A 20,277-nucleotide genomic window follows, 5' to 3' on the forward strand; every position below is an offset into this window, starting at 1 on the left:
GCTATATTTGACCTTCCTGATACTGTTGTATGAATCTTTCTATTTTCTTCGAGCCTCTGAATGAGGACGTCTTTGCGCTGCTTGACAAGCCGCGCACGCTCGGTGCCTACATTGGCCGCTTCACAGGCAAGTTCCCGGATTGGCGCTCCGCCGATATTGCCCTGATCGGTGTGAATGAGACCCGCGGACGGGGAGAAGAGACAGAATCGGAGGTGTTTCCGGCCCGTGCCGTGCGTAAAAAACTCTACAGCCTGCATAAAGGAACCGGCCGCTGCAACATAGTAGACTTAGGCAACCTGCGCTCAGGTATAACGCTCGATGACACTTATTTGCGCCTGAAAGAGATTGTGGAAATTCTTATTTCGCACAACACCATACCTGTCATCATTGGTGGTTCGCATGATCTGGAGTATGGGCAGTACATGGGCTACGAGCACCTGGATCGCGCCGTGAACATGGTGACTGTGGATAGCAGCGTGGACATGAGCGAAGACAATGATGTGCCCACCAACAAAAAGCAGCTGCACCAGATTCTGATGCACGAACCCAACTACCTCTTCAGCCTGGGGCAGATTGGCTACCAGTCGTACCTGGTGGACCCGGAGGTGATGGCTACCTTTGAGAAGCTTCACTTTGAGGCTTACCGTGTGGGCGAGGTGCACCGCAGCCTGCAGGAAATGGAGCCCGTTGTGCGCCAGGCCGACCTGCTCACCTTTGATATCTCCGCTATCCGCCATCAGGATGCGCCGGGCTATACCCCGGCCAATCCGTTTGGGCTCACCGGCGAGGAGGCCTGCCAGCTGTGCTGGTATGCGGGCCTGAGTGACCAGATGACATCGCTGGGAATCTATGAATATGAGCCGGAACAGGATGGACAAGAGCTTACGGCCATGACGATTGCTACCATGGTCTGGTACTTCATCGAGGGATTCTACCACCGCAAGCACGAAACAGAGTTCAGCTCCAGCAAGTTTACCAAATATGCTGTGGCCTTCAACGACACTCCCGACCGCATGACCTTCTTTAAAAGCAAAGTGAGTGAAAAGTGGTGGATGGAGGTGGAGCCTCTTTCAAGCGAGAAGAGCCCACGCATTGTATCCTGCAGTTACGAAGACTATCTGCAGGCCATCAAAGGCGAAGTACCCAACCGCTGGATACTGACACAGGCCCGTATTGGCTAAAACTCAGGGGGCCGAACAAAGAAACAAACCTGATTCTGCTCCGTTTGCCCCAATCACTAGGGCAGGATTATTATATTTGCAAACCGGGCTCCGTAGAGCCTGCCATTTAATGGAAGAAAATCTCCCGGAATATACCCTGCAACAGCTCGCCCTGCGCAATGGCCAGGACCGTGACGATGTGTGGGTAGCCTACAAGGGGCTGATCTACGACGTAAAAAAATCGAGGCTCTGGCGGAGCGGCAACCATTACGAACACTGGGCCGGACAGGATCTGACCGAGGAACTAAAGGACGCCCCGCATACCGAATATGTGTTTGACAAATTTGAGGTGATCGGACTAGTCAAAAACTCAGTATACCGAAAATAAAGCAGAGGGAGTTTGCTAGCATAGCGGGCAGACTTCTGATCAACTATAATTTACCAATACTATGATTCTGATAGCTGACAGCGGTGCTACCAAAACAGACTGGCGCACCATTGATGTCGACAACGAGTACGAACAGGTAACCACCACTGGCATTAGCCCCCAGTACCTGGATACTGACAAGATCTACACCATTTTTGAGGCTGAGCTGCTGCCTCAGCTAAAAGAGAGAAACATCAGCGCCATTTACTACTATGGCACCGGCTGCAGCTCCCCTGAACGCAACAAACGTGTGGAAGATGCCCTGAGCCGTGCTTTTCCAGGTATACCTAACTACGTGGACCACGACCTGCTGGCAGCTGCGCGCGCGCTGTGCGGTCACAAGCCAGGTATAGCCTGTATCCTGGGCACAGGCTCCAACTCCTGCCTCTACGATGGCAAGAACATCATCGACAACGTGACTTCGCTGGGTTTCCTGATGGGGGACGAAGGAAGTGGCGCCTACCTGGGCAAGCTGCTGATCAAAGCCTACATGTACCGCGAGCTTCCTGAAGAACTGGCGACTTCACTAACAAACAGGTATAACCTCACCAAGAACGGTATTCTGGATGCGGTGTACGGCTCTGACATACCCAGCCAGTACCTGGCGACTTTTGCCAAGTTCATGCACGAGAAGCGGAAGAACCCAGTGATCAAGGAAATGATTTACGAGAACTTCGAGGAGTTCTTCGAGCGCCACGTGAGCAAGTACGAGGGCTTCGGCGAACTGCCGGTAAACTTTGTGGGCTCCATCGCGTTTCATTTCGCAGACACGCTTAAGCTGGTGGCGAAGAAGTATGGCTGCCACATTGGGGTCATCATCTCCAGCCCAAGCGAAGGCCTGATCAAATACCACCAGGAGCTGCTCAAAATGCAGAATGCCTAAGGGCACGTATACTTATTTTCTGAAATCAAATTTGACTTACCACCACAGTGTCTACTACCGAATCTGACTCACTTTACAATAAATTAGAGCAAATGCCCGTGCACGAGCTGCTCACCTGCATCAACCAGGAAGACAAAAGTGTGCCTATAGCCGTTGAGCGGGTAATTCCGCAGATTGAAACCCTGGTGAACACCACTGTAGAACGTCTCCGCGAGGGCGGTAGGCTCTTTTACATTGGGGCAGGCACCAGCGGACGACTCGGCATTCTGGACGCATCAGAATGCCCTCCCACATACGGTGTGCCGCATGGCATGGTCATTGGCATAATTGCAGGTGGCGATGGCGCTATCCGGAAGGCGGTGGAGTTTGCAGAGGATGACACAAAACAAGCATGGAAAGACCTGCAGGAGCATACCATCACGGACAAAGACATGGTGGTAGGTATAGCCGCATCGGGCACAACACCTTATGTGGTGGGTGGCCTGGAAGCTTGCCGTCGTGCAGGTATAGCCACCGGTTGCATTGTATGCAATGCCAACAGCCCCGTGGCTGCCGTTGCCGACTTTCCTGTAGAAGTGATTACCGGCCCGGAATTTGTGACCGGCAGCACCCGAATGAAAGCCGGCACTGCCCAGAAACTCGTGCTCAACATGCTCACCACAGCTACCATGATTCAGCTTGGCCACGTGAGAGGGAACAAGATGGTAGACATGCAGCTATCCAACACGAAGCTGGTAGAACGTGGCACACGCATGCTGATGGATGAATTGCAGCTGGCAAAACCAGAGGCTGCTGCTCTGCTCAAGAAGTACGGCAGCGTACGAGCCGCCATCGAGGCCTACCGCAATGGCAATGCTATTTCATAAAGCCTATACCTAAAAAACAGATCGGCCTGCCAGAATAAGAAAACGCGGCAGGCCGATCTGTTTTGGTATACGTCTGGAAATAGCTAATCCAATATGGCCATACTCTCTACCAGTACTTTCGCTGCTTCTTTGCTCGGCACTTTATAATTGATCACCGCCCAGTCATAGCCCAGCTTAAAGCGATCGTCTTTTATAGCGTACCGCATCTTCTCGCGGTACGCGGCTACAGGTTCCAGACCAAGTTCCTGCCGCAGTTCGTTTGCCTTTGCCTCTTCCTCCTCACTCATACGCTGCACCAGGTAGCGGCTCGACAAATCGCCAAACTCCTTATCATCTTTGCAGTCTTCCGGTTTATTACAAATGACGCGTGCCAGCACTTTGGACCGGTATAGGTTCTTGCCCTGCTGCTGGTCCATCAGGTAGGCAGCTGCATGCGGGTCGAGCTTGCCCTCCTGCACTGCCTGGGTGAGCACCGTCTTGAAATCAAATCCGTTTCGGGCAGTAGTCTGCCTTTGAATCACAATGCTGAAGCGGGGCAACACCTCCAGCGTGTCGGGCAATCCAATCAGATCCTCTCCCGGATAGCCGTGCTTGCTGACCCAGGCCAGCAGTCTTTTCACGTTGTCAGCCTCTATTTTCCGGATCGTATCAGCATGAACGCGCAGGCCTCCTTTCGCCTGGCGGAAGAACTGATCCCGTGCCCAGAGTTCGTCCAGGTCAGCACGCAGGTCGATGTTCGTGTTCTCCCGGAAGGCTTTGCGGCGCTTCGGGTACTTCTTGACAAACTTCTTCCAGCCTTTGTGAGCTCTCAGGGTATCAAGCGGCTCCTGCTGCTCCAGGTATTCCAGCGACACCCCTTTTTCTACCAACTTCTCCAGATAATTTATACCTTGTTTTGCGTGCCCAGTGAGCCCGGCGCATACGGCCGCATTGTAGTAGTCGCGGGCAAAACCATGTGGCACGGCCGCAAAAGCCTGCTGGTATACCTGCAGCGCACCTGCGTAGTCATTCGCCATCACCAACCGTTCGGCTTTGTTGATGTGGGGGTGGTAGTCTTTGGTATAATCTGCCTTGGCCATTGCCTGGGCACTAAAGCATAGCATGGCCAGCAGGAAGAGTATAGCACCCGCAGGCTTAAAAAATTTGGGTCTGAATGTGAACTGCATAGAAGATGGGTGGTGTTTTCAGTTGGAACGTGCCATGTTATAACGTACTCAGGAAAGCCTTAGCATATACAGTGGCTATTTTGTACCCGCTTATACCTGCATCAGCACATAGGAGTTGACTTAATCAGGAGATTTCTTCCTTAAATATAGCCAACTTTGTCCATAATCTTTAAGTAGACTGACAAATGCCAGCCTCTGACACAGGCGCAGAATAGATTGACTTATGCACGACATTGAACCCTTTTATAACTGGCTGGAGCTATACTCAGCTGCCGAGGACCCACGCTCTCCGCTATATGGCGCCGAGAACAGCCTGCTGCAGTACACTCATACCATCTATGGTTACTACATACACCCCCAGTGGGACGACATCGACTCTGAAACGCTATTTCTGAAAATCCTGTATGCCGACTACGACCTGGGCTTTGCCGTGATCGAGTTTATAGGGGAGTGGAACGATGCGCTCCACAACGACATCATGAAGCTCAAACGCAACATCATTGATCCGCTGGTGCAGGAAGGCATCAAGCACTTTATCCTGATCGGCGAGAATGTGTTCAACTTCCACGGTTCGGAGGACGACTACTACGAAGAGTGGTTTGAGGATGTGGAGGAAGGCTGGATCGCGGCCATTAGTTTCCGGGATTTTGTGCTCAGCGAGATGCGCAGCTACAACATTGACTCCTACGTCAACACGGGTGGCACACTGGATGAGTTGCATTGGCGTACCTATACTCCAAAACGGCTCTTTGCGCTGGTAAACAGCATGATTCAAAAGCGGCTGGGCCCGTAATCGGTTTAAACCAAGTAAAAACAAAAGAGCGGACTCGTCGTGAGCCCGCTCTTTTGCTGTGTATACGTAACGTGAGACTACTGAACTACAGCCGTGTCGCCGTCTTCAATACGATCAGCTTCTTGCTCACCAGCTTCTTCAATCTGATCCGCTTGCTCTTCAGCAGCGTCTTCTACCTGGTCAGCTCTCTCATCAGTTGCAGAGTCGCAAGATGCGAATGTGAATGTAAAAAGACCAGCGGCGAGGAAAAGGTAAATTGACTTTTTCATGTTTATAAGTTTAATGTGATGGTGGAAAATGGTTGGTTATCGCAACGGGCACCACCCTGCACCGAAGCTTGAATGCCAATACGCAGCCTGTACATATTAGTTGAGGTATATATATAAAAAAAGCACTCCAGGGAGTGCTTTTTTCTTTCGCCGGGCCTTGCGGCCGGTAGTACTGGTACTTGTGACTACTGAACAGCAGTTGTGTCTTCCTCGATAGTAGCAGTAGTGTCTGCCTCTACTTCAGTCTCAACTTCAACTGTCTCTACAGTTTCAGTAGTTTCAACTTCAGTTGCAGTTTCTTCTGCGTTGTTGCATGAAGCAAATGTGAAAAGACCTGCAACGAATAGTAAACCGAATACTTTTTTCATAATGTTTTGTGATTGGTTAAGGATGAAGCTTCAAATATAACTCTATATCTGAATATATTGATACAGAAGCTTTTATTTTTTCTTAAACAACACTTTGATCGGCACTCCTTCAAAGCCAAAATGCTTCCGGATACTGTTTTCCAGATAGCGCGTATACGGCTCCTTTACATACTGCGGCAGGTTGCAGAAAAACGCAAACGTCGGGTTGTGCGTCGGCAGTTGCGTCACGTACTTTATCTTGATGAACTTGCCTTTCACGGATGGTGGCGGGTAGCGCTCAATATCCGGCAGGATCTTATCGTTCAGCTTTGAAGTAGAGATTTTACGGGTTTTCTGCTCGTATACCTCCATCGCCGTCCCAACAGCTTTGTGCACACGCTGCTTGGTAACTACCGATGTGAAAATGATCGGCACATACTTAATCGGGGCAATCGCTTCGAGTATCTTCTCTTCGAACTCCTTGGTGGTGTGCGTATCCTTCTCCACCATGTCCCACTTGTTCACCAGTATCACGATGCCTTTGCGGTTTTTCTCAGCCAGCGAGATAATGTTCACGTCCTGCGACTCTATACCTCTGGTGGCGTCCAGCATCACAATACACACATCGGCATCTTCCAGGGCACGCACCGAGCGCATCACCGAGTAGAATTCAATGTCCTCGCTCACTTTGCTTTTGCGGCGCAGACCAGCCGTGTCGACAATGATAAACTCTTTGCCAAAGGCGTTGTAGCGGGAGTCGATCGCGTCGCGGGTGGTACCAGCAATATCGGTTACGATGTTACGCTCCACGCCCAGCAGCATGTTTACAAATGAGGACTTGCCTACGTTCGGGCGGCCTAGCACGGCAAGTCTGGGTATACCTGCATCCGGATCTTCTGTACCATCAGTTTTGAAGTGCTTCACCACCTCGTCCAGCAGGTCGCCGGTGCCGGAGCCACTTTGCGACGATACCGGGAATACGTCTATACCTAGGCCCAAAGCATAAAACTCCCCCATCTGGTGGGCACGGGCATTCGTGTCGGCTTTGTTAGCCACTACATAGATGGGCTTGTCGGTGCGGCGCAGTACGTTGGCAAATTCTTCGTCCAGGCTGGTTACGCCTGCCTCTACGTCTACCATGAACAGGATCACATCGGCTTCTTTAATAGCCAGCTCTACCTGTTTGTTGATTTCTCCTTCAAAAATATCGTCTGAACCGTGCACATAGCCACCTGTGTCGATCACGGTGAAGTACTTGCCAATCCAGTCGCCGTGGCCGTAGCTGCGGTCGCGGGTCACGCCGCTCTCGTTGTCCATAATGGCCTGGCGGCGCCCTACAAGGCGGTTAAAAAGTGTAGACTTGCCCACGTTCGGGCGGCCTACGATTGCAATGATGTTGGTTGACATCGAAATAAAATAAAATAGTTAAAGTGCCCCCGGAGCACCTTGCCCCGAAGCTTTAATAGTGCGCTACTCGCTGTAGCCGAATCGGCGTAGCAGCTTCTGGTCGGTTCGCCAGTTCTCGTTCACGCGCACGTATAAATCAAGAAATATCTTTTTCTGGAAAAACTGCTCCATATCCACGCGGGCCTGTGTGCCCACTTTTTTCAGTGCCTCGCCTTTGTGGCCGATCACAATGCCCTTCTGGCTCTTGCGCTCCACGCTAATCTCGGCACGGATACGGATGATGTCCTCTTCTTCCTTAAACTCCTCTACCACCACTTCGCAGCTATAGGGAATTTCCTTTTTGTAGTTGAGTAAAATCTTCTCGCGGATGATCTCAGACACAAAGAAACGCTCAGGCTTGTCAGTCAGTTCATCTTTCGGATAAAAAGCCGGGTGCTCTGGCAACAAAGCCATCAATCGGGCGAACAATTGCTCTACTCCGAAATTATGCAAAGCCGAAATCGGATGGATCTCGGTCGGGTTCATCTTCTCCTGCCAGTAGGCTACCTTCTCGTTCACTTCCTCCTCGGTGGCCTGGTCAATTTTGTTGATGAGCAGCAGGATCGGCACATTGGCGTGCTGCAGGCGTTTGATCACATCGTCCTCATCGTGCTTTTCATAAATGTCCGTCACAAACAGGATGATGTCTGCATCCTCCAGCGAGGTGCGCACAAAGCTCATCATCGACTCGTGCAACGCATACTGTGGCTTGATGATGCCAGGCGTGTCAGAGTACACGATCTGGAAATCATCACCGTTCAGGATACCCATGATGCGATGACGGGTGGTCTGAGCTTTGGATGTGATAATAGACAGCTTCTCCCCCACCAGGGCGTTCATAAGCGTGGATTTACCTACATTGGGCTTCCCCACTATACTCACAAAACCGGCTTTGTGCGGACTTTCGGACATACACTAAAATTTAAGGATGCAAAATTACTCCTTTTTTTACGAAACACGGTGAAAATGTGTGGATTTCAGTTTAATATGTGATTGAGCGATTTGGTGAATTGTTAAATTGTTGATGGTTAATTGTTGTTCGTGCGAGATTTGGTCAGGCTACTACCTATACCTGTTTGGCCACGGCTGATCTGTTAGACGCTCGCGGGTCTAAAGCCACCGCGAGGTCTTGGCGCCTACTTTCAAACATTTCAGCCCCCTTTAGCTTTATACCCTGCCACCCTCTATCAGGGCATAGAAACTATCGATCATAACTAACTCGTTATACTTCGTATCTTTGTAAAGCAACAGCACTATTTGTTATAGATGAGCAAGAAAAAAACAGGCAAGATTGGGGTTTTGCTGGTAAACCTGGGCACACCGGATACGCCCAATACTCCTGACGTAAGAAAATACCTGCGCGAGTTCCTGCTGGACCGCCGCGTGATCGATATTAACCCTGTAGGCCGCTATGCGCTCGTTAACGGCATTATCGCGCCGTTCCGGGCACCTAAGTCCGCCAAGGTATACAAGCAGCTCTGGACCGAACGCGGCTCGCCCCTCATGTACCACGGCCGCGACCTGCAGGTCAAACTGCAGGCTGCCCTGGGTGATGACTACCACGTGGCTTTTGGTATGCGTTACCAGAGCCCAAGCATCAAGAGCGCACTGGAAGAGCTTCAGGATAAGAGTGTCTCCCGCATCATTGTGGTGCCCCTGTTCCCACAGTACGCCTCTGCATCAACCGGTTCGGTGCAGGATAAGATCATGGAGATCGTCAGGGAATGGTGGATTATCCCGAGCATCAACTTCATCTCGACCTACTGCGACGACCCGGGCTTCATCAACGCCTTTGCGGAGCTGGGCAAAAAGTACATGGCCGAGGACGACTACGACCATGTGGTATTCAGCTATCACGGGGTGCCGGAGCGGCAGGTGCTCAAGGGCAGTGACCACGGCTATTGCAAGCTGGGCTCATGCTGCAACAGCTACAACAAGCGCAACCGCTACTGTTACCGTGCTTCCTGCTTTGAGACCTCCCGTTTGCTGGCTGCAGCACTTGGTCTGCGCGAGGACCAGTATACCATCGCTTTCCAATCCAGGCTGCTGAGCGACCCTTGGTTGCAACCCTACACCGACGAGATACTAAAGACCATGCCAGCCAAAGGCATCAAAAAAGTGCTTGCCTTCAGTCCTGCTTTCGTGGCTGACTGCCTGGAGACCACTATTGAGGTGGGTGAAGAGTTCAAGGAGATGTTTGAGCACGCCGGTGGTGAGAAATGGGTGCTTGTCGAGAGCCTGAATTCCAGCGACACCTGGGTAGAAGCCCTGAAAAACATGGTGCTGGAGAATTAGAGCGATTTGAAAATTTGGAGATGTGAAGATTTGAAAATGACTTCACAGGTATAAACCAGAAGCGCCGCTGTAAGATTTACAGCGGCGCTTCTGGTTTATAAATATCTCAGCCCAGCGGAGGTTATCCTAACTTTAGCCGCGCTTCTTACTTTGCTATACCTGCGTGCAACTCGAAGAGGTCGCGAATCCAAGTCGTCAAGTTCAGGGGCTGCTCCGCTGGTAATTGCCGCAGGTATACCTACGGATTGCAGACCCGAAAGAGCCGTAGGGCTGGAATTAGATACTTTCCGAACTGCAACTACTTAACGAACTTTGCCACGATCTATACCTACAAGCAGGCTTAACCTTTAAATCGCAACTGCTCAACAATTAACAACAACAGGCAGAAATTAGCAATCAACAATCAGATCCTCTTAAAATCGACCCAGTAATCGGAAGTGGTATCTGAATACTCTCTGATTTTCTGAAGCAGCACTTCCGGGTCACTTTCCACAATCAGGTTTTCACGATGATCAAGCTTCACGAAGCCCTCGCTAACCGTATGGTCGATCATCTCGAAGAACTTGTCCCAGTAACCGTTAATGTTATAAAAGGCTACAGGCTTTTTGATGATCCCCAACTGATTCCAGGTGATGATCTCGCAAATTTCGTCGAAGGTACCAAAGCCGCCGGGCATGGCAATGAAAGCATCGGAACGAGCCGCCATAATGGCTTTCCGCTCGTGCATGGTCTCCACGACAATCAGTTCCTGCAAACCTCTATGCGCTACTTCCCTGTCTACCAGGCTCTGCGGAATTACGCCTATACCTGTACCTCCACCAGCCAGCACGGCATCCGCGATCACACCCATCAAACCCACATTGCCGCCACCGTACACCAGCTTTATACCTTGTGCCGCCATCAACTCACCTAACTGTGCCGAGGCTTCACTATACACTGGGTTCATACCTGTATTGGCTCCACAAAAAACGCCTATACTTCTCATTGATTAAATTTATTCTGTTTCGGTTTTTGATTGATTAAGAAAGGCTCCAACATTCCTGCTGAAGCCTTTTTATAATTTTGACAAAGCGCGCCTATACCTAGGCCAGTTCTTTTTTATACATTTTTGCAACTGTCTCGGCCACGTAATCGATCTCAGCCTCGGTGTTATACTTGCTGAAAGAGAAGCGAACAGAACCTCGAAGCGGGTCTACGCCCAGTGCGCGAAGCACATGCGAACCGGCATTAGCACCGCTGCTGCAGGCACTTCCGCCCGAAGCCGAAATTTTGGCAATATCCAGGCTGAACAACAGCATTTCGTTAATGTCAGAGGCCGGCAGGCTCACGTTAAGCACTGTGTAAAGGCTCTTATCACCAAACTCCGACATACCGTTGAAGCTCACGTCCTCCATCTGCTCGCGCAGTTTGTAGATCATGCGGTCCTTCAGGCTTTGCATATGCTTCTGGTGCTCGGCCATGTCGCGGTAAGCAATCTCCAGCGCTTTGGCCAGACCAATAATACCATACACGTTCTCAGTGCCGCCACGCATGTTGCGCTCCTGCGAACCACCCTGAATCAGGGGCTGGATCTTGGTCTCTGCATCGCAGTACAGGAAGCCAACACCCTTCGGACCATGGAATTTGTGCGCCGAACCTACCAGGAAATTAGCGCCAATCTGCTGTACATCGTGTTTGTAATGCCCCATGGTCTGCACCGTGTCAGAATGGAAAATCGCATCATACTTTCTGCAGATCTCTCCGATCTTCTCAATATCGTTGAGTGTTCCGATCTCATTATTAGCATGCATGATCGAGACGATCGTGCGCGGCTGGTTTGCCAGCAGCTCCTCCAGATGCTCCAGATCCAGGTTGCCGCGTTCGTCGTGGCGCAGGTAACTCAGTTGCACATCACCCTGCTTTTCCAGCATCTCCATGGTGTGCAGCACGGCGTGGTGCTCCAGTTTGGTCGTGATGGCGTGCTTTATACCTAGCGAACGGCAGGTACAGACAATAGCAGAATTATCAGCCTCGGTGCCACCGGAGGTAAAAAACACCTCAGCAGGCGACGTATTTAGCAGCGTAGCTACCGTGCGACGAGCTTTTTCGATGGCAGACCTCACCTCGCGCCCATGTGAATGGATGGAAGAAGGATTGCCGAAATGCTCCAGCATAAAAGGGGCCATGGCATCAAAAACCTCTTTGTCAAGAGGAGTGGTAGCTGCATTATCTAAATAAACACGCATGATATTTTGTATTGGATTCTCTTAAACGAACTACTAAAGTATAAAAAAAAGTTGCGCCGATGGAGAAAAAACATGGTTTCCCCTTTGGCGCAACCTTCGATTGCTAAGTTTTAAATATGCTACAGCAACAACACATTATGCTTTGGCAGAGATAATCTCTTTGATGTCAGCAATAATTTTGTTGGCCAGATGCTCGGCAGTGGCATTGCTCTCCGACTCGGCATAGATGCGGATGATCGGCTCTGTATTGGATTTGCGCAGGTGCACCCACTCTTTGTCAAACTCGATTTTCACGCCGTCAATTGTATTGATAGGTTGCTTGGCGTAGCGCTCCTGCATTTGCTGCAGCACATCGTCCACGTCTACATCAGGCGTCAGCTCGATCTTATTTTTAGAGATATGGTAATTCGGGTAGCTGGCACGCAGGCGCGTCATGCTCATACCTGACTTGGCCAGGTGTGTCAGGAACAAAGCTATACCTACCAGGGCATCGCGACCATAGTGCAACTCTGGATAAATAATGCCGCCATTACCTTCTCCACCGATGATCGCATTTTCAGCCTTCATCATGTTCACCACATTCACTTCGCCTACAGCGGCAGCATAATAATTACCACCAGCCTTTTCTGTCACATCGCGCAGCGCTCTGGTAGAAGAAAGGTTAGAGACAGTATTACCTACCTGATTCTTCAGTACGTAATCGGCCACAGCTACCAGGGTATACTCCTCGCCGAACATGCTACCGTCTTCATTGACCAGGGCCAGTCTATCCACATCCGGGTCTACTACTATACCTAAGTCGAACTTACCTTTCTCGATCACGCGCGCAATCTCACGCAGGTTCTCAGGCAGCGGCTCCGGGTTGTGCGGGAAATTACCGTCCGGCTCGCAAAACAGCTTTTCAACTTTATGTACTCCCAGCGCTTCGAGCAGCATAGGTATAGCTATACCTCCGGAAGAGTTGACGCAGTCGATGGCTACGCTGAAGTCTTTTTCTTTGATGGCGTTTACATCGACCAGCGGCAATGCCAGAATTGTATCAATGTGCTTTTGCAGCGCTTCATCGTCACGTTGGTAACTGCCCAGGTCGTTCACCTGAGCAAACTCAAACGCTTCCTTGTCAGCCAACTCCAGCACCAGTTTCCCTTCGACATCGGAAATAAACTCGCCTTTCTGGTTAAGTAATTTGAGCGCGTTCCATTGCTTGGGGTTGTGACTTGCTGTCAGAATGATGCCGCCACCAGCTTTGTAGTCAGGCACTGCCATTTCTACTGTAGGCGTAGTAGACAGCCCCAGATCGACCACGTTTATACCTAGCCCCTGCAAGGTGGCGCAAACCAGCTTGTTCACCATGTCACCCGACAGGCGTGCGTCGCGTCCTACTATAATGGTATTGTTGCCAGTAGTCTGCAATACCCAGGTACCGTAAGCGGCGGCAAATTTTACCACATCCACAGGAGTAAGTGCTTCACCTGCCTTTCCTCCTATCGTACCTCTGATTCCTGAAATTGATTTTATTAAAGCCACTGCGAGAATATTTTTTTCAGCTGCAAAAGTAATAAATTAGAATTAAGGTTTAGCAGTTTATGGAATTTAGCTGCCCGGTGCATCTAATATTTAAAAAGCATCCATGCGATGTTGTACTGCTCCGTTTTGCAGTACAACATCGCCCCAGATGATTTTATTATCTTTGTGTTTATGAATAAGACGCAAAAATTTGAAGACAGTCCGCGCGGACGCCAACTACAGGCCTTTGACCGTTTGCTGGACGTGATGGATGAGCTACGCGAGAAGTGCCCCTGGGACAGAAAGCAGACTATTGAGAGCTTGCGCCATCTGACCATTGAAGAAACCTATGAATTATCCGACGCCATTATCCGAGAGGATATGCAGGAGATTAAGAAAGAAATTGGCGACATCATGCTGCACATGGTGTTCTATGCCAAGATCGCTTCCGAGCAAAAGACTTTTGATATAGCCGATGTTCTCAATTCACTCTGCGAGAAGCTCATTTTCAGGCATCCGCATATTTATGGGGATGTCACCGCCAACACCGAGGAGGAGGTAAAGCAGAATTGGGAGCGTCTGAAACTAAAAGAAGGCAACAAGTCTGTGCTTGGCGGCGTACCAACCTCACTCCCGGCTTTGGTGAAAGCCATGCGGATACAGGAAAAAGCCCGGGGTGCAGGCTTTGATTGGGATGATAAGTCTGAGGTATGGAAGAAGGTGCAGGAGGAGCTGAACGAGTTTGAGTCTGAATTCAACACAGTGGATATCCAGTCGATTGACCATCAGAAAGCTACCGGCGAATTTGGGGATCTGCTTTTTTCGCTCATAAATTTCGCCCGCTTTATTGACATAAACCCAGAAGAAGCACTTGAGAAAACCAATCTGAAATTTATAGATCGGTTTCAGTATATGGAGGAAGAAGCATCTAAAGACGGCAAACGACTACAGGACTTGTCCTTAAAAGAAATGGATATTTACTGGAATCAGGCAAAAAACAGATAGGCATGCATACATATTTAGCAAACATGCTTTATATTTATGATTCAATCCGTTCCCAAGCCCGATTTCAAACAAACTTATTAGGGTTTTATTTTTTTGTCATCTGTTAGTTTGAGCACTTTCTTCTTATCATAACATTCTCCGGTCTGATTTATTACTATTACAGGAAGCTCTACACTGTCTGCATTCATACAGCATTACAGCAGGAGTTCACCGATGTTTGAATCGCCGGAAAGAAATGGAATGGAAGACACAAGTATCTGACCAGCAGAGTATATGAAAGGGCTAAATAAGAGTTGATGAGATATCCAAAGTTTAAACTTTGGATAAGAATTTAAAATAAAATATATTTGTAAACCCGCAATATTTGCCATTAGAAGAGGCAATGGGAAATTTAATTTGGGCTGACTTTAGGGTATTTCGGTGAGATTTTTCAAAATTAAAAGCGCTATATCGTTTGAAAATTGCGGAAAAAGCAGAAATTGCAAAACCAAAGAAGAACTAAATCCGAAACAATTACATTTTCATATTACACAATCATTTTTAATTACAACACAAACAGCTAAACTTTAAACTTTTAAACAAAATGGAAAAAAAGACTGCAGTAGTGAGCAAAGATGCTAATGTAGAAAAAAAGCCGAGCCCAATTGGCGGCGTATTTGCGAGCATTGTTATTCCGTTGGCATTGATAGCCTCTGTGCTTATCTATATGTTCGTTTTTGGCAATCCTGCCAACTTTGAAGGCGGAAGCAACGAGAACCACCCACTTCCAGGTAACTATCTTGGTATTGTTTACAAAGGTGGTTGGGTAGTACCGATTTTGCTTGCCCTTAACCTGTTGGTATTCATTTTCGCTATTGAGCGTGCTCTGACAATCAGCAAAGCAAAAGGTAAAGGAGGCGTTGCTCAATTCGTGCGCACGATCTCTGCTAAATTGAAGCAAAACGACATCAATGGCGCTATCGCTGCCTGCGACGTTCAGAAAGGATCTGTTGCTAACGTAGTGAAATCTGGCTTGATGAAGTATAAGGAAATGCAGAACGAGCCGGAACTGCTTAAAGCAGAGAAAGTAGCTGCTATCCAGAAAGAAATCGAAGAGTCTACTTCACTGGAGCTTCCAATGCTGGAGAAAAACCTGGTAGTTATCTCTACTATCGCTTCTATCTCTACACTGGTTGGTTTGATCGGTACGGTACTTGGTATGATCAAGGCCTTCTCGGCTCTTGCGACTTCAGGTGCTCCTGACTCAGTAGCGCTTGCAAACGGTATCTCTGAGGCCCTTATCAACACAGCCCTTGGTATTACTGGTTCTACCATCGCGATCATCGCTTATAACTACTTTACAAGCAAAATCGACGAGCTTACTTATGGCATCGACGAGGCAGGCTTCAGCATGGTGTCTACTTTCACGTCTCAGCACGAAACACCAGCTGCAAGACCACATACTGTATAAGTTAAGTTTAACCGTATTTAACCAGATAAGATGCCTAAAGTAAAAGTAAAAAGAACGGCCCCCTCGTTGGACATGACGCCAATGGTGGACTTATTCTTCTTGCTGGTTACTTTCTTTATGTTGACTGCAACAGCCCGTCCAGATGAGGCTGTTATAGTAGACACTCCTTCATCTGCTTCAGAAATCAAGATCCCGGACACTAACGTAATCACCATTACGGTTGATAAAAATGATCGGGTATTCTTTGGGGTAGACGGGCAGCAGACAAAGGAAGCATTGCTTGACAGAATTGCTAAGAACTACAATATTGGTTTTACCGAAGAGGAGCGAAAAACATTTTCTCTTCTAAGCAACTTCGGCGTGCCAATTAACCAACTGAAAGGTTACCTGGCAATGGAGTCAAACGATCGTAAGGAAGTAAACCAGCCGGGGATTCCGGTTGATTCGGCACGTAATGAGCTTGGCGACTGGGTATTGCAGACACGTCTCACTAACCCTAAGGTGGTAATTGCCATCAAAGGTGACCAGGACGTAAGCTACCCGACAGTGAAGAGAGTAATGGACATTCTACAGGAGAAGAAAGTAGACAGGTTCAACCTCATTACGGACATGGAGATGAAGCCTACGAACTAATAATTAGAAAGGAGATAAGATAATGGCAGAAATGCAACAAAAGGCCGACTCTGGCGGCAAAGGCGGGAAAAAGCGCGCCAAACGCCAGTCGACCAAAATTGACATGACACCGCTGGTAGACCTTGCCGCCCTTCTGATTACGTTCTTCATGCTTACCACAACCTTCAATAAGCCGCAGACGATGGAAATCAACATGCCGAAGAAGGTTGACAACCCGGAGGAGCAGATAGCATTGAAAGCCAGTAATGCCATGACGATTATACTTGGCCCTGACGACGATCTATACTACTACTTTGGTTTGGCAGAGGACAATCCGGAGATTGTGGAATCGAGCTACGCCTCAAATGGTATCCGCCAGGTACTGTTATCATCTAAAGTAAAATCGAACGATATGATGACAGTGATGGTAAAGCCAATGGAAAGTTCTCGCTATAAGAACGTGGTAGATATCTTGGACGAGTTGAAAATAACGGACACCAAGAGGTTTGCGATGGTAGAGATAGCCGAATCAGACAAGAAATTGGTACAAGAACAAATTGGGAATTAAGATATGGAAGTAAGTAAGTTAGAAAATGCATCGCTCGATGACATCGTCTTTGAAGGACGAAACAGAGCATACGGTGCCTACCTACTTCGCAAAATTTACAATAAGCATATCACAATTGCCGCAACTGTAGCAATTGCATTGTTCTTCCTTTTCCTTAGTATCCCTTTGATTTCAAAAATGATCAAGGGTGACTCGGAAGAAGCACAAGTGGTAGATCGTATTGTAACAGAAGTAGACCTGGCTCCGCCACCACCACTGGATGAAGCAACACCGCCACCGCCGCCACCGCCGCCACCAGACCTTCCACCACCGCCGCCACCAGTACGTGCGCAGGTGAAGTTCACGCCTCCGGTAGTGAAGCGTGACAACGAGGTACAGGAAGAAGAGAAAGTGCCGGATCAAACAGAATTGGAGGACGTAGACATCGGAACCAAAACGGTTGAAGGTGTTAAAGGTGCTCCACTCGATCTGGGTGACATCGACGGTACAAGCGACGTAGTTGCAGAAGTAGTAGAAGAAAAGCCATATACTTACGTTGAGCAGATGCCTGAATTCCCAGGTGGTGAAGGCGAAATGATGAAGTATTTGGGCAAGAACATCCGCTACCCAGCAGCTGCCCAGCGTGCCGGAGTAGAAGGCCTGGTAGTACTTTCGTTCGTAGTAAGCCGCACAGGCGAGATCTCAGAAATTGAGGTTGTGAAGAGCCTTGGCTCTGGTACTGACGAAGAAGCTGTACGTGTTGTGAAAACAATGCCGAAGTGGTCTCCAGGGAAGCAGAACGGTAGATCAGTACCTGTTCGCTATACCTTGCCAGTACGATTTGCTATCAAGTAAATCTTATTCTATACCAATAAAAAAGGCCCTCACGCGAGGGCCTTTTTTATTTATACCTACTGCTACAGGTATACCTATTGCAAACAGCTATACCTGTAGCAGTATGCTATACCTTGGCGGAGGCAATGAGAGTCTCCATACGAATGGTCGTATATTAAAAATATTAAATGTGCTTGTGGAATAAGAGCACGTGGTGCATCCAATAAGAAAATGCAGGTAAAACTGCCTCACTTCTAAAATCTATGCGCCATGAAAGAGAGCTATTTATTCGACATGACCTTCAACAATGTAGTTTTTGCCGCCCGAAACAAGTCCTACGGAGCTTATGAACTAAGGAAAGACTATAGCAAGCACATGATGGCAGGGGCACTAATTGCAACAAGCTTGTTCGCAGTAGGGCTAGGCTGGCCATTATTAATGCCTGTGCAGGAAAAAAGTATTGCGACTATAGAAACACCTGCAAAGGACGATGGCCGCGTAGTGATCGAGGAATGGATACTGCCACCACCGCCTGAATCCGATCCTGAACCGAAGCAACAGGCAGCTATACCTGTTACCCAAGAACAGATCAAAACGGTGAAAAATATTACGACCATAGTAGTGCCTGACACCCATCCCGGACCAGACGAGGCTCCTCCTACTGAGGAGGAAATGACAGGCGCTATCATCGGGACACAGAATATAGACGGAGAATTGCTGAGCAATCTGAATCTAACAGATCTGGAGGGCGAGGGTAGCAATGGCACCACCGGCACAGGGAACAATGAAAACAATAACATTGTCGATTTTGCAGAAGAAATGCCATCATTTGAGGGAGGAGAAGCTGCCTTGATGCGCCACATCAGCAAAAAAATACGCTATCCTAGACAGGCTATCACAGAGCAGATAGAGGGAATGGTTATTGTGAGTTTTGTGGTAAACAGGAATGGTAAGGTGACCGATGCAACCGTACTGAAAGGGCTTGGCTACGGAACAGATGAAGAAGCACTGCGCGTTATTCAAAGTTTACCTGACTGGACGCCGGGCAAACAAAACGGGAAACCAGTTGCGGTCCGCTATACCTTACCAATACGATTTAACTTGCAACGATAAGTAACGATATAAAGTATAAAGCAGAAGCTAAACTACACATAGCATGGCTTCTGCTTTAATTTTTAAAGTATAAACCTTAAATTTAGGCCTACATATATAGGCAAACCTGAACATGCTACGACCACGGAGAGGAGACGAGAGAACGTCCGTTACTGCATTCAATAAATTCGCACGCTATTTCGGCATGCTGATGACATTGATTTACGTAGCGGCTGGGGTGTTTTTGCTCCTAATGGATACGGAGAAGTACAACCTGAATATGTCAGATCAGGCACGAACAATTTTTGGTGGGATACTCATCCTCTATGGCCTCATAAGATTTATCAGAGCATACCAGGTTAATTCCAAATCAAGGAGAGACAGACAAGATGATTAAAGCAGCCAAGGTGTTCCTGGGGCTCGCAGTGTTTGCACTGGCAGCCTGCAACAGCGACCCAAAGACAGAACGCGACACCTCTACAACAGGTACAATCGGCATTCGGGTAGATGAAACACTGCAACCTATTATAGAAAGCCAGGTACACACCTTTGAGGGCATCTATAGGTACGCTAAAATAAATGCAGAGTACAAGGCAGAAGGCCAGGTGTTCAAAGACCTGCTCGATGACAGCACCCGCATTGCGATTGTGTCCCGCCAGCTGACAGACCAGGAAAAAACAGTCTTTGACCAGAGAAAGATTACGCCCAGGTATACCAGAATCGCCATTGATGCCGTTGCATTAATTGTGAACAACAAAAATCAGGACACGCTCCTGACCATGAACCAACTGCGCGACATCTTTTCAGGAAAGATAACCAACTGGAAGCAACTAAACCCTGAGAGCGGCTTACGGGATATTGCCTTGGTGTTTGACAACAATAACTCCAGCACGGCCAGGTATATGCGCGACACGCTGATAGCCGGCAAGCCGTTGCCTCCAATAGCCACCGCTAGCAACTCCCACCCGGCCCTTATAGATTATGTAGCCAAAAATGAGAACGCGATAGGTGTAATCGGAGTCAACTGGGTAAGCGATCGAGATGACACGACCTCGGTTAATTTCCTGAAACAAATAAAAGTGGTGGGTATCAGCACGGAAGAGAATCCAATAACAACAGACAGCTACTTTCAGCCGTATCAGGCGTACATCGCACAAGGCGATTACCCACTCAGAAGATTCTGGTATATCATTAGTACTGAGGGCCGTGCAGGTCTTGGCACAGGTTTTGCAGCATACGTGGCAAGTGACCGTGGGCAACGTATCATATTGAAGTCTGGGCTGGTGCCTGCCACTATGCCTGTCCGTATAGTAGGTTTTAACAACAGGCCGAGTAAATTCAGACAAGATTAAAG

Annotated in this window: 21 protein-coding genes; 13 read left to right on the top strand and 8 right to left on the bottom strand. The window is 48.6% G+C overall.

Annotated features, from left to right (window positions below):
* Positions 1–29: 29 nt before the first annotated feature.
* From L1278_RS18045 to murQ, 4 genes are all read left to right on the top strand, one after another.
* Entirely contained in the window at positions 30–1,181 is a 1,152-nt protein-coding gene (locus L1278_RS18045; protein WP_253406420.1) for a formimidoylglutamase, read from the top strand.
* Between the two features lie 109 nt (positions 1,182–1,290).
* Positions 1,291–1,548: a cytochrome b5 domain-containing protein gene (locus L1278_RS18050; RefSeq protein ID WP_253406421.1), complete on the top strand. Its 258-nt coding sequence runs from the start codon at positions 1,291–1,293 to the stop codon at positions 1,546–1,548.
* A 61-nt stretch (positions 1,549–1,609) separates the two neighbouring features.
* Complete coding sequence (locus L1278_RS18055; RefSeq protein ID WP_253406422.1) at positions 1,610–2,470, top strand: hypothetical protein; 861 nt, start codon at positions 1,610–1,612, stop codon at positions 2,468–2,470.
* Between the two features lie 47 nt (positions 2,471–2,517).
* Positions 2,518–3,336: an N-acetylmuramic acid 6-phosphate etherase gene (gene murQ, locus L1278_RS18060; RefSeq protein ID WP_371927371.1), complete on the top strand. Its 819-nt coding sequence runs from the start codon at positions 2,518–2,520 to the stop codon at positions 3,334–3,336.
* A gap of 83 nt (positions 3,337–3,419) precedes the next feature.
* Here murQ and L1278_RS18065 read toward each other — a convergent pair whose 3' ends face one another.
* Positions 3,420–4,502: a hypothetical protein gene (locus tag L1278_RS18065; protein WP_253406423.1), complete on the bottom strand. Its 1,083-nt coding sequence runs from the start codon at positions 4,500–4,502 to the stop codon at positions 3,420–3,422.
* Positions 4,503–4,725: 223 nt separating this feature from the next.
* Here L1278_RS18065 and L1278_RS18070 point away from each other — a divergent pair, with 223 nt between their 5' ends.
* The gene (locus L1278_RS18070) at positions 4,726–5,295 is read left to right on the top strand and encodes a hypothetical protein (protein WP_253406424.1); all 570 of its coding nucleotides are present in this window, start codon (positions 4,726–4,728) and stop codon (positions 5,293–5,295) included.
* Between the two features lie 77 nt (positions 5,296–5,372).
* On the opposite strand, the gene L1278_RS18075 is transcribed toward L1278_RS18070, so the two are convergent.
* From L1278_RS18075 to era, 4 genes are all read right to left on the bottom strand, one after another.
* Positions 5,373–5,564 (bottom strand): hypothetical protein, encoded by a 192-nt coding sequence (locus L1278_RS18075; RefSeq protein WP_253406425.1) that lies wholly within the window; start codon positions 5,562–5,564, stop codon positions 5,373–5,375.
* 185 nt (positions 5,565–5,749) lie between these two features.
* A complete protein-coding gene (locus L1278_RS18080; RefSeq protein ID WP_188503135.1) occupies positions 5,750–5,932 on the bottom strand; it encodes a hypothetical protein in 183 nt (60 codons plus the stop codon).
* 72 nt (positions 5,933–6,004) lie between these two features.
* Positions 6,005–7,318 carry a ribosome biogenesis GTPase Der gene (gene der, locus L1278_RS18085; protein WP_253406426.1) on the bottom strand — a complete coding sequence of 438 codons (1,314 nt, stop codon included), beginning with the start codon at positions 7,316–7,318 and terminating at the stop codon, positions 6,005–6,007.
* A gap of 63 nt (positions 7,319–7,381) precedes the next feature.
* Positions 7,382–8,269: a GTPase Era gene (gene era / locus L1278_RS18090; RefSeq protein WP_253406427.1), complete on the bottom strand. Its 888-nt coding sequence runs from the start codon at positions 8,267–8,269 to the stop codon at positions 7,382–7,384.
* A gap of 354 nt (positions 8,270–8,623) precedes the next feature.
* Here era and hemH point away from each other — a divergent pair, with 354 nt between their 5' ends.
* A complete protein-coding gene (hemH, locus tag L1278_RS18095; protein ID WP_253406428.1) occupies positions 8,624–9,652 on the top strand; it encodes a ferrochelatase in 1,029 nt (342 codons plus the stop codon).
* A 403-nt stretch (positions 9,653–10,055) separates the two neighbouring features.
* Here the strand turns inward: hemH and L1278_RS18100 are convergent, their stop codons facing one another.
* From L1278_RS18100 to glmM, 3 genes are all read right to left on the bottom strand, one after another.
* Positions 10,056–10,598 carry a TIGR00730 family Rossman fold protein gene (locus L1278_RS18100; protein ID WP_253406429.1) on the bottom strand — a complete coding sequence of 181 codons (543 nt, stop codon included), beginning with the start codon at positions 10,596–10,598 and terminating at the stop codon, positions 10,056–10,058.
* Between the two features lie 136 nt (positions 10,599–10,734).
* The gene (locus tag L1278_RS18105) at positions 10,735–11,877 is read right to left on the bottom strand and encodes a cysteine desulfurase family protein (RefSeq protein ID WP_253406430.1); all 1,143 of its coding nucleotides are present in this window, start codon (positions 11,875–11,877) and stop codon (positions 10,735–10,737) included.
* A gap of 135 nt (positions 11,878–12,012) precedes the next feature.
* Positions 12,013–13,404, bottom strand: coding sequence for a phosphoglucosamine mutase (glmM, locus tag L1278_RS18110; protein ID WP_253406431.1), 1,392 nt, complete (start codon positions 13,402–13,404; stop codon positions 12,013–12,015).
* Between the two features lie 171 nt (positions 13,405–13,575).
* Between glmM and mazG the strand changes: the two genes are divergently transcribed.
* The 7 genes from mazG to L1278_RS18145 all read left to right on the top strand — a co-directional run bounded on the left by mazG (position 13,576) and on the right by L1278_RS18145 (position 20,275).
* Positions 13,576–14,388 (top strand): nucleoside triphosphate pyrophosphohydrolase, encoded by an 813-nt coding sequence (mazG, locus tag L1278_RS18115; protein WP_253406432.1) that lies wholly within the window; start codon positions 13,576–13,578, stop codon positions 14,386–14,388.
* A gap of 583 nt (positions 14,389–14,971) precedes the next feature.
* Complete coding sequence (locus L1278_RS18120) at positions 14,972–15,838, top strand: MotA/TolQ/ExbB proton channel family protein (protein WP_253406433.1); 867 nt, start codon at positions 14,972–14,974, stop codon at positions 15,836–15,838.
* A 30-nt stretch (positions 15,839–15,868) separates the two neighbouring features.
* Entirely contained in the window at positions 15,869–16,471 is a 603-nt protein-coding gene (locus L1278_RS18125) for a biopolymer transporter ExbD (RefSeq protein ID WP_253406434.1), read from the top strand.
* Positions 16,472–16,493: 22 nt separating this feature from the next.
* A complete protein-coding gene (locus L1278_RS18130) occupies positions 16,494–17,018 on the top strand; it encodes a biopolymer transporter ExbD (protein ID WP_253406435.1) in 525 nt (174 codons plus the stop codon).
* Between the two features lie 3 nt (positions 17,019–17,021).
* Positions 17,022–17,852 (top strand): energy transducer TonB, encoded by an 831-nt coding sequence (locus L1278_RS18135; RefSeq protein WP_253406436.1) that lies wholly within the window; start codon positions 17,022–17,024, stop codon positions 17,850–17,852.
* Between the two features lie 249 nt (positions 17,853–18,101).
* Complete coding sequence (locus L1278_RS18140; protein WP_253406437.1) at positions 18,102–18,944, top strand: energy transducer TonB; 843 nt, start codon at positions 18,102–18,104, stop codon at positions 18,942–18,944.
* A gap of 368 nt (positions 18,945–19,312) precedes the next feature.
* Positions 19,313–20,275 carry a PstS family phosphate ABC transporter substrate-binding protein gene (locus L1278_RS18145; protein ID WP_253406438.1) on the top strand — a complete coding sequence of 321 codons (963 nt, stop codon included), beginning with the start codon at positions 19,313–19,315 and terminating at the stop codon, positions 20,273–20,275.
* The last annotated feature ends 2 nt before the right edge of the window (positions 20,276–20,277 follow it).

This window comes from Pontibacter sp. HSC-36F09 (assembly GCF_024171605.1).
Lineage (GTDB): Bacteria > Bacteroidota > Bacteroidia > Cytophagales > Hymenobacteraceae > Pontibacter.

Excerpts from the sequence above, each read along its gene's own strand:
- L1278_RS18045 (WP_253406420.1), top strand. The coding sequence starts at position 30 with ATGAATCTTTCTATTTTCTTCGAGCCTCTGAATGAGGACGTCTTTGCG.
- L1278_RS18050 (WP_253406421.1), top strand. The coding sequence starts at position 1,291 with ATGGAAGAAAATCTCCCGGAATATACCCTGCAACAGCTCGCCCTGCGC.
- L1278_RS18055 (WP_253406422.1), top strand. The coding sequence starts at position 1,610 with ATGATTCTGATAGCTGACAGCGGTGCTACCAAAACAGACTGGCGCACC.
- L1278_RS18065 (WP_253406423.1), bottom strand. The coding sequence starts at position 4,502 with ATGCAGTTCACATTCAGACCCAAATTTTTTAAGCCTGCGGGTGCTATA.
- L1278_RS18070 (WP_253406424.1), top strand. The coding sequence starts at position 4,726 with ATGCACGACATTGAACCCTTTTATAACTGGCTGGAGCTATACTCAGCT.
- L1278_RS18075 (WP_253406425.1), bottom strand. The coding sequence starts at position 5,564 with ATGAAAAAGTCAATTTACCTTTTCCTCGCCGCTGGTCTTTTTACATTC.
- L1278_RS18080 (WP_188503135.1), bottom strand. The coding sequence starts at position 5,932 with ATGAAAAAAGTATTCGGTTTACTATTCGTTGCAGGTCTTTTCACATTT.
- der (WP_253406426.1), bottom strand. The coding sequence starts at position 7,318 with ATGTCAACCAACATCATTGCAATCGTAGGCCGCCCGAACGTGGGCAAG.
- era (WP_253406427.1), bottom strand. The coding sequence starts at position 8,269 with ATGTCCGAAAGTCCGCACAAAGCCGGTTTTGTGAGTATAGTGGGGAAG.
- hemH (WP_253406428.1), top strand. The coding sequence starts at position 8,624 with ATGAGCAAGAAAAAAACAGGCAAGATTGGGGTTTTGCTGGTAAACCTG.
- L1278_RS18100 (WP_253406429.1), bottom strand. The coding sequence starts at position 10,598 with ATGAACCCAGTGTATAGTGAAGCCTCGGCACAGTTAGGTGAGTTGATG.
- L1278_RS18105 (WP_253406430.1), bottom strand. The coding sequence starts at position 11,877 with ATGCGTGTTTATTTAGATAATGCAGCTACCACTCCTCTTGACAAAGAG.
- mazG (WP_253406432.1), top strand. The coding sequence starts at position 13,576 with ATGAATAAGACGCAAAAATTTGAAGACAGTCCGCGCGGACGCCAACTA.
- L1278_RS18120 (WP_253406433.1), top strand. The coding sequence starts at position 14,972 with ATGGAAAAAAAGACTGCAGTAGTGAGCAAAGATGCTAATGTAGAAAAA.
- L1278_RS18125 (WP_253406434.1), top strand. The coding sequence starts at position 15,869 with ATGCCTAAAGTAAAAGTAAAAAGAACGGCCCCCTCGTTGGACATGACG.
- L1278_RS18130 (WP_253406435.1), top strand. The coding sequence starts at position 16,494 with ATGGCAGAAATGCAACAAAAGGCCGACTCTGGCGGCAAAGGCGGGAAA.
- L1278_RS18135 (WP_253406436.1), top strand. The coding sequence starts at position 17,022 with ATGGAAGTAAGTAAGTTAGAAAATGCATCGCTCGATGACATCGTCTTT.
- L1278_RS18140 (WP_253406437.1), top strand. The coding sequence starts at position 18,102 with ATGAAAGAGAGCTATTTATTCGACATGACCTTCAACAATGTAGTTTTT.
- L1278_RS18145 (WP_253406438.1), top strand. The coding sequence starts at position 19,313 with ATGATTAAAGCAGCCAAGGTGTTCCTGGGGCTCGCAGTGTTTGCACTG.